Annotated in this window: 13 protein-coding genes; 3 read left to right on the top strand and 10 right to left on the bottom strand. The window is 51.6% G+C overall.

Features of this window, described 5'->3' with window-relative positions; genetic code table 11:
• Positions 1-54 precede the first annotated feature (54 nt).
• The 10 genes from CJP46_RS04950 to CJP46_RS04905 form a co-directional block, all read right to left on the bottom strand.
• A complete protein-coding gene (locus CJP46_RS04950; protein ID WP_256992186.1) occupies positions 55-1,098 on the bottom strand; it encodes an alpha/beta fold hydrolase in 1,044 nt (347 codons plus the stop codon).
• Positions 1,099-1,275: 177 nt separating this feature from the next.
• Positions 1,276-3,345: a GxGYxYP domain-containing protein gene (locus CJP46_RS04945; RefSeq protein ID WP_094594457.1), complete on the bottom strand. Its 2,070-nt coding sequence runs from the start codon at positions 3,343-3,345 to the stop codon at positions 1,276-1,278.
• A gap of 326 nt (positions 3,346-3,671) precedes the next feature.
• Entirely contained in the window at positions 3,672-4,559 is an 888-nt protein-coding gene (locus CJP46_RS04940; protein ID WP_094594456.1) for a Vgb family protein, read from the bottom strand.
• Positions 4,543-5,214, bottom strand: a complete 672-nt coding sequence (locus tag CJP46_RS04935; RefSeq protein WP_094594455.1) for a Vat family streptogramin A O-acetyltransferase — start codon at positions 5,212-5,214, stop codon at positions 4,543-4,545. Before CJP46_RS04935 ends, CJP46_RS04940 begins: the two co-directional genes overlap by 17 nt.
• A gap of 375 nt (positions 5,215-5,589) precedes the next feature.
• Entirely contained in the window at positions 5,590-6,249 is a 660-nt protein-coding gene (locus CJP46_RS04930; RefSeq protein WP_094594454.1) for a spermine/spermidine synthase domain-containing protein, read from the bottom strand.
• Between the two features lie 12 nt (positions 6,250-6,261).
• On the bottom strand, positions 6,262-6,867 hold the full coding sequence (locus CJP46_RS04925) for a DUF2087 domain-containing protein (protein ID WP_094595072.1): 606 nt from the start codon (positions 6,865-6,867) through the stop codon (positions 6,262-6,264).
• A gap of 263 nt (positions 6,868-7,130) precedes the next feature.
• Positions 7,131-7,955 (bottom strand): alpha/beta fold hydrolase, encoded by an 825-nt coding sequence (locus tag CJP46_RS04920; protein ID WP_094594453.1) that lies wholly within the window; start codon positions 7,953-7,955, stop codon positions 7,131-7,133.
• Between the two features lie 91 nt (positions 7,956-8,046).
• Positions 8,047-8,466 (bottom strand): MarR family winged helix-turn-helix transcriptional regulator, encoded by a 420-nt coding sequence (locus CJP46_RS04915; RefSeq protein ID WP_094594452.1) that lies wholly within the window; start codon positions 8,464-8,466, stop codon positions 8,047-8,049.
• Positions 8,467-8,539: 73 nt separating this feature from the next.
• Positions 8,540-9,556: a sensor histidine kinase gene (locus tag CJP46_RS04910; RefSeq protein ID WP_094594451.1), complete on the bottom strand. Its 1,017-nt coding sequence runs from the start codon at positions 9,554-9,556 to the stop codon at positions 8,540-8,542.
• Complete coding sequence (locus CJP46_RS04905) at positions 9,553-10,224, bottom strand: response regulator transcription factor (protein ID WP_094595071.1); 672 nt, start codon at positions 10,222-10,224, stop codon at positions 9,553-9,555. Before CJP46_RS04905 ends, CJP46_RS04910 begins: the two co-directional genes overlap by 4 nt.
• Before the next feature lie 199 nt (positions 10,225-10,423).
• Between CJP46_RS04905 and CJP46_RS04900 the strand changes: the two genes are divergently transcribed.
• From CJP46_RS04900 to CJP46_RS04890, 3 genes are read left to right on the top strand one after another with little or no spacing between them, the layout of a single operon-like run.
• Positions 10,424-11,167, top strand: a complete 744-nt coding sequence (locus CJP46_RS04900; RefSeq protein WP_094594450.1) for a hypothetical protein — start codon at positions 10,424-10,426, stop codon at positions 11,165-11,167.
• A 39-nt stretch (positions 11,168-11,206) separates the two neighbouring features.
• Positions 11,207-11,974 (top strand): ABC transporter ATP-binding protein, encoded by a 768-nt coding sequence (locus CJP46_RS04895; protein ID WP_094594449.1) that lies wholly within the window; start codon positions 11,207-11,209, stop codon positions 11,972-11,974.
• Positions 11,961-13,892, top strand: coding sequence for an ABC transporter permease (locus CJP46_RS04890; RefSeq protein ID WP_094594448.1), 1,932 nt, complete (start codon positions 11,961-11,963; stop codon positions 13,890-13,892). Before CJP46_RS04895 ends, CJP46_RS04890 begins: the two co-directional genes overlap by 14 nt.
• Positions 13,893-13,946: the final 54 nt, after the last annotated feature.

The raw sequence follows: 13,946 nt of genomic DNA, 5'->3' as shown, positions 1-13,946 counted from the left end.
CTCCAATCTCTCGAAAATAATGTATCCCTATTGTACCATGACGTTCCGCCTGAATCACCGTGCTTGCTTCATTTCGGCATCTACGGCCAAAGGTCGTACCTTCTTCTGCAGCACGCCGAAAAACTGTTCCGGCCGTGAAAAGCACGCCAAATGGCCGGCCTTCTGGATGAGCACGAACTCTTTGTAAGGGGCATCGATGCGGTCGTAATACGCTCTGGCCGTTGCTGTCGGCGTAATAAAATCCGAATCCCCTTGAACTATGAACACAGGCAGCTCGAAGCGGTATCCGATCTGGTCAAAATCAAAACGGACCATGTCTTCATGAAGGGCTTCAGCGGAAAATTTCATCCCTTTAAACATATCCATCATATCCCTCATCGTATGTTCCGGAGATGACAGCATCGAAGGCATGATCAAATCCGTGATCATATTAGGGACGCCGCGAATCGCCTTCACCATAAGCCGATTGCGTGCATCGACATCCCCGCTGTTCCAGGCGGAAGGATCGGTCCCCATTCGCTCAAGCAGTTCGGCTCCCTTCTTGTTGCCCGTACTACGGAATGCTTCCATCAGCAATCGATGGCCGAGGTGTTGAGGATCGGGAGCGTTCTGATCCGTTCCTACATAGGCGTGGTATAAATCCGGACGCCTCTTGGCCATCGTGATGCCGGTAAGGCTGCCTGCCGAACTGCCAACCAGAATAAGCTTCGTCTGCTGGAGCTTGCCGCAGAGATACTCGGATAACTCGATCCCATCCCTCGTCAACTGGTCGAAGGTCAACAATCCGCTGCCTTGTTTGCCGCTGCGCCGAAAGGTCTTTCCCGCTCCCCGCTGATCCCACTGCACGATCGTAAAATCCTTCTCCCAGGAACGCAGCAGCGGACTGAAGATGGAATACACCGACCCCGGTCCCCCATGGATAAACAGCAGCACCGGATTGCGCCGGTTTTCTCCCCGAATGGTCACCCACTGATCGATTCCGCCAATACGCACAAAGCGTGATTCGGCGATTCCTTCGGATGTGGTTAATCGAAGCTGCTCCGCATTTTTCCGTTGATTTCTTTTCCGCATCACGATTTGAACCAAAGCATTGCTCATTTTCAATTCCCCGCTTTCTTTTTTATAATGAGTGAGTAACTCACTCATTTATTAACATAAAGATAATGGATTCACGGATCCATTGTCAACGGTTTTTTTAATTTTTTTCTGTTTATGAAACGCAAAAAAAGCGGCCAACGCCTTTTCGCGTTGACCGCTCTTTTTACTTTTCTTGATTTACGGATTTTTTGGCAGGTGGTTCGCTTCGCGAATGAGCGAGAAGTATTGGTCGGCCAGTACCGGCTGATATTCCGGTCCGAGCGAATCCGTCAGCTTCACCACATCGGTCGGCGTCATATTCCAGGCGAGCAGCCCAAGGGATACGAACAGCGGAGATTTGCCGTCCCACTTCGCTTTGGCGTCCGCCAGAATCTTTTGTCCGTCTCCTACGGTACTAATGCCCTGAATCGTCGATACCGGCAGGTTCCCTTTCAGAATATCCACGCCGAAATGATCTTCCCAGCTCAGGAGAAGCCCGTTCGGACGGTAGTTCTCCTCATAAGCTTTGATAACCGAGTCGCTGAGCGGAACGTTTTGGTTCGCAACGCGGTTCAGTACGTATGGTACGGTCATTCCGGTCTTTTTCAGGTAGGAGGAAGTCTGCTTCAGGAATGCGGGAAGCGTCTTCTCCGGCCAGGCGTTCGGGTAGAAGTATCCGCCGCCGGACGGTCCGGCGATCAGTTGGTCGTTCGCAGTTGCCGTGCTTCTGTAGTAGTTCAACATAGCCGGTGCCCCATCGTACAGCAGCGGGCTGGACGTCCAGTTGATCGGCACTTTGCCGCGGTTCGGATCATCCCACAAATTGCGCATCCGGTGCTGGTTGTACTGGAAGTTGTCGCCTTCGCTGAAGGTATACGTTACATAAATTTTATTTTCGAGCTTTGGTGTTTTAACCTTGTCGGACGGAAGCGGCCCCTGGCCTTTGTTTTCCGTACCGGAAAATACGGTCAGATTACTGAACCAGTCGGCAGCAAGAACGTAGATGCTGTGGTTCGACAACACCTCAACCCCGTTGAATTCGCCTTCGGTATCATTGCTGAACCAGCCGAGGTATGGCGTGCCGGCAGGAACATCGGCCAGAATCTTATCAAACAATGCTTTTTGCTCAGGCGTATTGGTTCCCAGCCAGAAAACCATCGCCTTGTTGGCGACCGCGTAATCGCGAAGGTAGCCGTACGGCTCTTTCTGTTCCGATGAAGCCGGTGCTTCGTTGCCCGCATACACCTTGAATTGGTTCCACATATCGACCGAAGCGGTCAACGACTTCGTGCCAGCAGGTACTTTAAATTCGTATACAAAGTACCGCCCGTTGTCCGCGAATCGGTGTCCACCGCTGCCGTCGGAAAGCTGCGAGCTTTGTGCGTCGTACAGGAAAGGCTTCTCGTCATCGGTTCCAGGCACAAACTGGGCGATCGTCTGGCCATCAGCCTTCACGGTCACTTCATGAACGGCCGATCCCCATCCATCCTGCTGGAACGCATCCTCAAAGCGGAGGTATACCGCATCCGTACCCAGGAAAGACGTCAAGTCCAGGTCGTAGATCTGGCGGTTCTTCGCATCACGCTCCTGCGTCTTCTCCTCGGCCACCACTTTGAACGACTGCGGAAGACCCGGAGGCAGCTTCACCGACATATCCGGGCTGAGCCCGATCAGCATCCGGTGCGTAGTCTGCTTCCACAAGTTCTCGTACTGCCAGGTGTAGGCGTCCATCTTATCCTTAAACTTGCCCTGCAAATCATCGAGCACTTTCAAGCCGTAAGGAGCCGCTGTCAGCTTGGCGCTGAGCTCCGGGCTGGCTACCACCGCATCCTTCAACCCGGCAAGCGTTGTCGCCACGTTAATGCTGTCCGGCACTTTCGGATCGTAGACGATGATGCCCTTCACATCTTTCTTGAATTCGCTTACCAGTTCCCATGGATCGTTATGCAGCGTATAAGGTACCTTAAGATCGTTCAGCCAGGTCATTTTGCCTTCTTCCTGGTTTTCCAGCAGATAAATTCGAGGCTGGTTTCTGTTGACGATGCCCTGCAGGGTCGCAAGCAAAATCTTGACATCCCCGGAGGCGTCATAAACGTCCGCAACATCCAGATGCTTCACTTTAGCAAAAGTTGGAAGCGCTTGCGATTCCGGCCACTTGATACCGGAGGATGAAGATGCGGGATTTGCCGCCGGCTCGGCGGATGCGCCCATAGAGACGGACAGCGCGCAGACCGCAGCGAGACAAACCGTGGTGAACTTTCGAAGCATGAACAATACACCTCAACTTTACGCTGATTTGGTTGGCAGATGAAGAAACTCCTTTTCTCCCGGCCCGTACCTGAAACCTCACCATGCTGTACGCCGAATGGATCGAAGCACTTCTCCATTGCTGATACACAATATATATTTAATATATCTAATAGAGCTTTACAAGACATTCGACAAAATTAGTTAAAAAATAGTGCTGTTGGAGCATTCGTTTAGTCCATTGTTCCGATTATACGATAAGAAAAGGATATGTCATTTTCATACCAAATAGCCCCAGGTCATGGATGATCCTGAGGCTTTATTTCGCACTCTTTATTTCGCACTCTCTATTTCATCTTCAGTCGTCCAAGCTGATTGCATTCCTCGGCAAACCATACGGAGCCGTCCGGGGAAACGGCAATGCCATGCGGTTCCGCCCCCTGCGTCGGAATTTCATATTCCGTCAGATTCCCGTCCACGGTGATCCGGCCGATCCGGTTTGCACCCCATTCCGTGAACCAAAGCTCCTGTCCGGTTCCTGGAGTGATCGCATGGGGCTTGGCTCCGGGGGTGGAAAGCGAATACTCGCTAATCTCACCGTCCGTCGTGATTCTGCCGATTTGATTCCCGGCAATCTCCACAAACCACAGCGCGCCGTCAGGACCTGCGGTGATCCCGACCGGTGCGGAACCCGGCGTTGGAAGCGTGTAGTGAGTAAATATACCGTCTGGCGTGAGTTTGCCGATCCGATTTCCTTGGTTCTCCGTAAACCAGAACATCCCGTCGCTTCCGCTCGTGATAAAGGACGGGAAGGAACCCTCATGAGGAAGCCTGTACTCCGTCACTTCGCCCGCAGGGCTGATCCTGCCAATCCGACCGGCCATCATCTCGGTGAACCAGATCGACCCGTCAGGCCCTTCAGCGAGTCCGAACGGCGCGCAGCCGGGCTCTGGAAGCGCATACTCCTTGATCTCCCCGCCCGGCCTCATCCGGCCGATTTGGCCCGCATGATACTCGTTAAACCAAACGTCCCCGCTTCGGTCGCATAGGATCGACATGACCCCTGCATTTGGCGTCGGCACTTCAAACGCGGTAAACTCGCCGCGCTCGCTTCGGACTCCGATCCGGTTCCTCTTCTGCTCGGTGAACCACACCGCCCCATCCCTGCCGGCTGTAATGCCGTACGGCCCTGAGTCCGGCAAAGGCAGCCGGAATTCCTCAATTTCGATTCTCATCTGCCCTTCCTCCTTCCATCTGCTTCGGCTTACCCATCTGCCGCAGCTGATCCATATCGCCGCTGGCGATGGCGCCCATGAATCGCTCGATTTCTTCGATGTCGTGATCCCACCAGCGGATCTCCAGCAGCTCCGCAATTACCTCGGGAGCGTAGCGTTTGCGGATTTCCTTCGCCGGGTTGCCGCCGACGATGGTGTAAGGCTCGACGTCCCGTGTCACGACGGCTTCGGCCGCGATGATCGCTCCGCCTCCAATTTTCACGCCCGGCAGGATGGTTGCCCTCCGTCCGATCCAGACGTCGCTGCCGACGACGGTATCTCCCTTGATCGGCAGCTGATCCAGCGTGGGCGTATGGGCTTCCCAGCCGTTTCCGAAAATATTAAAAGGAAATGTGGAGCCGTCCATCCGGTGATTGCCTCCCGCCATCATAAAACGCGCCTCCCCGGCAATCGAGCAAAACTTGCCGATGATCAGCCTGGTGTTTAAGAATTCGTAATGATATAAAACCTGATCTTCAAACGATTCTCCATCAATCGCGTAGTAATAAGAATAATCTCCCGCGATCAGGTTCGGCATCGTAATGACATTTTTGATAAACTGCATATTCGTGTCCCCGGGTATAGGGTACTTCGCATTCGGATTAGGACCTGGCATGCAAGTCACTCCTTTCGATCTTTCAGCAGATTTTGCAACAAGCTTCTTGCCTCATGTCCACACAAAAAGCCCCCTGTCCCGATGTTCAGGACAGGAGGCTGCATACGCATGGAAATACCGCTGAATCCTCTCGTCAAGAGGCTGCGCCATAATCCAATATTTTTTAAGAAGCAAATGCCATAGCCAGCATGACTTCTTAAAAAAGCCCGTACGAATCCTATCCCGAACATCGTTTCAAACGATTGTCTTGTGTGGATAGGATTAGTAGATCATTGGACTAAGGTCACCCTTTCATGGCTTGAATGCCATTAATTTACCATACGGGAGGAACAGGTTCAAGCTCTTTTCTCAAGAATATCCTGCACCTTAGCAAATTTAAGTTTTGGCTATGTACACCACATCCGGCTCGACATTCCGCGGCTGCTCGATGCGAATTTCTTCCACACCGGCAAAACGAGACTCCAGAAGAGCCTTAAATGCCGGAGACGCCGAAGCACTCCAGAAAGAAATGACTCCTCCGGGATTCAGCAAACGGCTAAGCGCCTGCAATCCTTCAGGAGAATACAAGCTTTCGTTGTCCTGAAATACCGTCCAATCCGGTCCGTTGTCGATGTCGAAACATAACGCATCATAAGCTTCGTCGGTCTCGGATATCCATTTCAGCAGGTCCGCGCAAATGACCCTCGTCTTTGAATGGGACAGGGCATTTCCCGAAAATGGCGCCAAATAGGTCCAGTTCCAGGAGATGACCTCGTTTTCGATTTCCACGACAGTCACTTGACCGGTTTGTGGATGATACACGGCCTCACCCAAAGAATAGCCGACGCCCAGACCTCCGATCAGCAGGGTCATGCCGTCTTTGGCGCAGGCATCGATGGCGGAACGGACAAGCCTTTTTTCCGACTCCCCGTTGTAGGTGGCCATGAGAAACGTGCCGTTACTAATCAATTCGTATTCATCGCCCCGACGCTGGAGCTGAATTTCGCCGCGCGGGGTCTCGCAGCGCTCCAAAACTTCCAATGGGTCTACTAGCATGTAACCGCCTCCCTAGAGATACTCCCATTTTTCCCACATTTCCACCGGATTCAACTCATAAATTTCTTTTTCGCGATACAGGTAGTGATGCATAATGAATTCCCTGCGGATCGTGGCAAAATCGGGATGGAACGTTTTAATGAACTCGTTGATTTCCTTCTCCGCATATTTTCTTCCCATATCGAGGTTACGTACCATAAACTCAAGAACGATCAGCTTTTTCTTCAGCTGTGCCGGGATGTTCTTCAGGCGGCCGTCATCCATGATGAAGCTTTTGAGCACGGTATCCCGAAGCTTCTCGTTCTTAACGGACAACGGGGACCCGGGCTGTTCTTCCTGCGGCTCATAATTGCGGATCAGCTTCAGCAGCTGGCCTTCCGTGCGCTCGATCATGTCTTGCGAAATTCGGTAGAACGACACGTTCTTCTCCCGGCGCTCCATGACGACCCCAACTTCCTTTAATTTGGCGATATGATGCGTAATCGTCGCAGGGGTGACGCCCAGCTTCTCTGCGAGGGTCATTCCGTTGATTTCTTCCTGGGACAAGAGCACGAGAATCCGGATCCGGTTCCGGTCGGCTAACGCCTTGTAATAATTGACCAATTTATCTAACTGCAGAAGAACCACCCTTTATATGTGTATTAAATTTAATGTTTATTAAATATAAGAATAATCAATATTTCTTCTTTCGTCAACAAAGGCGCCGCGCAAGGCACATCTGTCCTTGAACCGTGCTAAGTTTTTTATCAAAATGGAGCTATGGACGAAAACGACTCCTTCTGAAAAAATAAAAAAAGACTCCTTATCTGGAGTCTGGTCATGTTGCAAGTATGCTATTACTGAATAAATTCTTTCACCCATCGGATTATGGATACGATCTTTTAAGCTTGGCGTATCTGCTCTTCGGTGACCCGTTCAAGCCATTCTTCCACCAGAACGTGGAACAGCCTGCTTTGTTCGATTTGCAGATTATGGCCGGCACGATCGAGCATGACAAAGCTTGCGCGCGGATACTCCTTCGCAAACTCCCACTGATTCCGGTATCCGACGATATGATCCTGCCTACCGGCCAGAATAAGCGCTGGCTTCACATAAGGTGAGTCCAACTGCTCCAATTCGGGCGAGAGATCATAGCGCTTGCGGAGACGCTCCAGAAACGGCTGATCCGCTTTTTTGAGCCCAGTCAGCACTTCCCGTTCAAACCGGCTCCAATTGTACCCGTCCTGCACTGTATGCATCCCGGCAAATTCACCCGCGTCGGGATGGTTCAGCCGGGACATAAAGCCTTCGTCCCGGGCAATGAGTCGAAATGCCGGCGCATCTTGCTTCGCCTGTCCGGCCGTCGGACAAATCAGGAGCAGACCTTCGATTTGATGCTGACGCTTCTTGATCAGACCCCTGGACAAGTAGCCGCCATAAGACTCCCCAGCCAGGATAAAAGGCTCCTCCCCGAGAATTTTACTAACAAACTCATCGAGCGTTTCCAGCATATCATCCGTACTCTGGATGCCGTCAGTTACGGTGCTATCCCCCATCCCCGGCAAATCCAAATAGATTCTCTTCCACCCTGATTTGTTCGTGAACACGGGTTCCATACATCCCGTCATGAGGTGATGGTCACAGGAAAATCCGTGCAGCAGCAAGATCGGCTTGCCGGTGCCATGGATCTCATAATGAATCGTCGCGTGTTTCAGATCACATTTCATAAAGAACGCCTCCTCGCATATTACATAGATATCTATATATCACATTGTACAGAATACTTATATAGATGTCTATGTATTATCCAACGAAACATTAGAACCTCTTAAAAATCCGCTCCAATAAGGATTCAAGCTGGACCTGCTCGTTTTCGGAAAATCCGCCGTATAGGGTCTCGTTGATACGGGTGGACACCTCCCGGAACACCGGCTCCAATTCTTTTCCTTTTGGGGTCAGCGAAACGAGCGTAACGCGGCTGTCTTCCTTGCTCTTCACTTTGCGGACGTATCCCAGCTTGTCCAACTTGTTCACGAGTACGGTGACCGTCGGCTGCGTCCGGTTGATTTTCTCGCTCAGAGCGGTTACGGGCTGCAGGTCCTGGATATACAGCGCCCACAAAATATCCCCATGGGAAGAAACGATGCCCTCGATGCCGCGCTGTTCCAGCTCGGACACGATCCTGGCGTTAATGGCGTTGCGGATTTTGCTGAACATGGTGGCTGCGTTTTTTTTCATCCTGATCCCGTCCTGTACCCAATGTATTTAAAAGCTGTACGACATATGTACGAAATAACCAGTTATATATCCGCTACTCCTGCTTGAATTTATGAAAATGCAGTGTAAATGCGGTCGACTCGCCTTCGATAGAATCAACGGTCAGGCGGTGGCTCAGCTTCTGGGCCATCTGACGGGCCAAATACAGCCCCATGCCGGTAGATTTGGCTTCGGTTCTGCCCGTTCCGCCCGTAAAGCCTCTATCGAAGACACGCGGCAGATCCTCCGCCTTGATGCCAATCCCCGTGTCTTCGATGACCAGCCGCTTCTCGGCGGCATCCTCCTCACAACGGAATAGGATGCGGCCGTTCTCACCGGTATATTTGAGCGCGTTGGACACGATCTGATCGATCATATAACCCAGCCATTTGCCGTCAGTATGAACGAGAAGCGGCGAGCCGGCCATCTGAAATTGGATTTTCTTGTTAATAAACAGCTTGGCGTATTTCTTTACACTTGCTTTAATCAGCGGCTCAAGTGCCGTTTCGTTAATCAAATAATCCCGGTTGAACGAGTCAATCCGTGAATAATAGAGCGCCTGCTCCACATAATGGTCGATTCTGTCGATCTCGTCCTCCAGCTTGTCCATCGCAGCTTCCGCGTTATGGGTCATGCCGTTCTCCATCAGGAGCCTGGACGCGGTAATCGGGAGCTTCACTTCATGAATCCATGACATGATAAAATCCTGATGGTCCTTCTTCTCGCGAAGCTGCTGCTGGAGCTGGGCGGCGTGCAGACGATGAAGCCGTCTAATGAATTCATTAACCATGACATGCTGCGGATGCTGCGGTTCCGGAAGGAGCGCCGTCGCTTCCTCCAACTTACTGATGTTCATTTGGTGAAACATTTGATAATATGGCCTACGGTAAAAATATCCGATCACTAGGTACAGCACGGCACCAGCCAAACAGATAAGATTCAGGTATATAATGTTGCCGGTACTGAAAGCGCCGTCCGAATCCGTGTACATAAACAGCGTCACAACCGTCATCAGCAGGATATAGAACGCGATAAACCAGCTTTTGACCTTCACATAGTCCACAAAATTCATGGTATCAGATACCCTTGCCCCTTCTTGGTCACAATATAATCCTTTTTCCCGAGGTCAGCCAGCTTTTTTCGGATTCTGACGATATTCACCGTAAGCGTATTGTCGTCAATAAAACTTTCGTCCGCCCACAAGTTGCGCATCATCTTCGTTCTGCCGACGATCGTGCCTGCATGCCGCATCAGCATATTCAGAATGATAAATTCGGTTTTGGTCAGTTCTGCCCGGTGTTCTCCGACGGACACATCCCCATCGTTCAGGTTCAGCAGTACCCCTTGATGTTCGATGATATGGGTCTGCACATCAAGGTAGGAGTACACCCTTCGCAGCATCGCATTGATCTTGGCCATCAGCACGTCCATATGAAAAGGCTTCTGAATGAAATCGTCTCCTCCCATATTCATCGCCATCACCATGTCCATCGGCGTCGTCCGCGAGGACAAAAATAGGATTGGCACCTTGGACACCTCCCTGATCCGGCTGCACCAATAATAACCGTCGAACTTAGGAAGGTTGATATCCAAAAGGACCAGTCCGGGCGCCTGTTCGCTGAACAAAGACATCACCTGTTCGAAATCGCTGACCAGGATCGGTTCGAATCCCCATTTCGCAAGCGAATTCCCGATCATCTCCCGGATCACGGGTTCATCCTCCACGACCATAATTTTCATGTTCATCCGGTTCATCCTTTGCTCACGCTCTTGTATCGATATCCTTATTGTAAACGACATTCTTCCCTGCCTCCAGCTTTTCCGCCCAATGTGACAAAATCGTTAGGTTCTTCCTTAAACCGTAAGCTTCGATGCATATTGACTCCTCTATAATGAACACAACCGGGCTTGGTAACAGCAAAGAACAAGGAGAGATTTTATGCAAGGACATGGTAAAATAGCGCTGACCTCAGCAGTGGCGAAGCAGAGATTTCCCGGTCCCTGGGCCGGTGGAATTTCCCTGATTGTATCGCCCTTATTGCTTCTGGCGGGTATATTGCTCCGCTCACCGTATCACTTTTTCTTTCCCGACCAATTGGCTGCTTATGGCGAGCATCCGCTGCAAATTACGGTTTCGTACAGTCTGTTCGGGGCCGGGATCGTCATGCTCTGGCCGGCCGTCCTGCTGCTGGTCCAGTCGATCGGCGTTTCGAAACCGCTTTGGGCGTTTTGGGGCGGAATATTCACCATCGCGGGCCTGTTTGCCCGCACCTTCCATGCAGGAGTCGACCATCTGGCCTTTCAATTAGTGAGAACGGGCGGCGTCGATCAGGCGGTGAACACGGTCGGAGATGCATACGGTGCTTTCCACATATACAGCACTTTTAACCTGGCCATTATCTCAGGATGGATCGTTCTGGCCATCGGTTGCTACCGTTCCGGCACGCTTGGCCTGGTCCAATCCGCAGCACTGTCACTGACCTGCGCGCTCCCGCTCGGCGTATTGAAAGGAACGACCCCATGGTCCATAGCGGCAGCTGGAGGGCTGGCCGTTGCTTTGATTCCGTTCGGGTGGACCATGCTGCGCAGCACCCCTTTTCCCGGATGGCTGAAAATAGGAACTTGGTCGCTGATCGTCTGTGCCGGCCTATTCCTGTTCACTTTGTTCGGCCGCTTGGGTTAAAGTCTACTACGGACCCCGATTAAGGAGGAAACACAATCAATGAATATCGTCATAGAAGGCAAACAAATCTCCAAAGTATACGGCTCGGGAGGCAGCGTCATACCCGCCCTGCAGCAAATCGACCTGAACGTCATGGAAGGCGAAAGCGTGGCTATTATGGGTCCGTCAGGCTCGGGAAAAACCACGCTGCTCAATATTTTGGCCACCATCGATTCCCCGACCTCGGGCGAAGTGGTGATCGACGGTTACAACATTCTGAACATGAACGAGGAACAGCTCTCTTCGTTTCGCCGTGACCGGCTGGGCTTCGTGTTTCAGGATTACAACCTGCTCGATACGCTGACGGTCAAGGAGAACATCGTGCTTCCGCTGGCCATCGCCAAAATGAATGTTGGACAGCTGGAGCAGAGAGCGAACGAGGTTTCGGTCCGGTTCGGAATCGAGTCCATTCTGGACAAGTATCCGTATCAGATATCGGGCGGACAGAAGCAGCGGACGGCCGCCTCCCGGGCGATCGTTACGAAACCCGCGCTGCTGCTGGCCGACGAGCCTACCGGAGCGCTGGATTCCAAATCGGCAACCGACTTTCTGGAAAGCTTGAAGGAATTGAACGAACAGGAAGGAACCACGATTCTGATGGTTACCCATGATGCCTATGCCGCCAGCTACTGCAAGCGGGTGATTTTCATCAAGGACGGAAGCCTGTTCACCGAATTGGTCAAGGGAAGCCAGTCGCGCAGAGACTTATTCAAAAAAGTGCTGGACGTATTGGCCGTACTGGGAGGCGGAGCCATTGACGCTGTTTGACGTAGCGAAGAAAAATATTCAGGGGAACTTCAAACATTATTTAATCTACCTGCTGTCCATGATTTTCAGCGTCATGATTTACTATATTTTCGTGTCGCTTCAGTACAGTAAGGCAATCGCTGAAGGACTGCAGTCATCCGAAAGCCTCCGGGCCGTTCTGTCTCAGGCATCCGTCATCCTGATTTTGTTTACGGCCATATTTGTTTGGGGCTCCAACGCCTTCTTCACCAGAAAACGAAAGAAGGAGGTCGGTTTATACGCCTTGCTCGGTATGCGAAGGCAAACGATCGCCCGGATGCTGCTCTATGAAAACCTGATCATGAGCCTGGCAGCCATCATCGTAGGCATCTTCCTCGGCACACTATTATCGAAACTGTTCGCCATGATTCTGCTGAAGCTATTGGACAACCCGGTCAAAGCCGGATTTGAAATACACCTCGGGGCCATAGGTCAAGTTACATTGGTATTTGCTGCCCTGATTCTGATCACTTCCATGCAAGGCTACCGGCTGATCTATAAGTTCAAGCTGGTAGAACTGTTTCAGGCCGAGCGAAAAGGCGAGCATGCACCCCGAATTTCTCTGCTCGCTGCGGGGCTGTCCGTCTTCCTCATTGCCCTGGGATACGGGACCGCCTTTAAACCAATAAGTACCACCCAAGGTATTCTTGTCAATTTCTCCATCATTTTGATTGGACTAGGCGCCGGTACTTATTTGTTGTTCCGCTCCCTTGTCATTGCGTTCTTACGGCTGTCATCACTTGATAAAAAAAGGTATTACCGCGGCATCAACATGATCGGTACATCCAACCTGCTCTACCGCATCCGCAGCAATACAGTCATGCTGACCACGATCTCGCTGCTTAGTGCCTTGACCTTGTGCGCGGCAAGCGTCGGCTACAGCCTTTTTTATACCCAAAAGCAGAGCGCCGTACAGGAGATGCCGTTCAGCTACACCTATGCAGCTTCGGACAACGACTTTGATGCCAAAGCCAGACAGATCATTCTCTCGGACACCAGACATCCAGTCAAAGCAGAAATCAGCCTCCCAGCGATCACGATAGATGCCGATCTGACCCGGTTTGCCTATCAACCCGGAAATTACGAGCCAAAGAAGGTTCCCGTGAAGCTGATTTCCGCATCATCGTATAATCGGGCCGCTGTGGCACTGGGCTACAAAGAACGCCTACAGCCCTCAGGTCGGGACGTTGTCCTTGTTCGCCCATTGTACACGAACCTATCGGCTGATGAGGTACGAGGAAATCGAATATCCGTCACCACGGGGAATGACCAGGAGAGCTTAGAGGTGACTAGGATTGCTGAAGGACGTATCCTTCCTTGGGGCTATCCGGATATGTGCATCATCATCAGCGACAGCCTGTTCAGTCAGTTGAGCAAGAGCATCGGAACCATAACCTATAATTCCTTTAAAGTCAGCGGCCAGGAAACGACGAAGGAGACCTCGACTGCACTGGCCAAACTTGCTGGAGAAGGAACCGGAATGGCTACATTCTATCAGCAGTACCGTCAGAATGTGGAAAATGCCGGTATCAACGTCTTCACCCTAGGATTTCTCGGCTTGGTTTTTCTGGCGGCTACCGGAAGCATCATCTACTTTAATCAGCTGACCGAAGCGGAAGCCAGCAAAGAAAGCTATCGCATTTTGCGCAAAATCGGTGTAAGCCGTAAAGATATCCGCCGGTCGGTCGCCAAGCAGGTGCTGTTCGTGTTCGGACTCCCGCTGATCGTCGGACTGATCCACAATATCATGATGCTTCGGGCACTTGCCGGCATTAACCTGATCAGCGGTCTGTTCGCCGCTCCGATCCTGATCTCCGGTGGAGCCTATCTTCTGATCTATTTCGCCTATTATGCGTTTACAGTCAAAACCTATTATCGGACCGTCTCGGCGAAGCTCTAAATATGGCAAAGGGGATGTCCATGGTGCTAACCACGGGACATCCCCTTCTTCGAT

The sequence above is a fragment of the Paenibacillus sp. XY044 genome, from assembly GCF_002257645.1.
Taxonomy (GTDB): domain Bacteria; phylum Bacillota; class Bacilli; order Paenibacillales; family Paenibacillaceae; genus Paenibacillus_AQ.
This window is presented reverse-complemented; position numbering and strand designations above follow the sequence as displayed.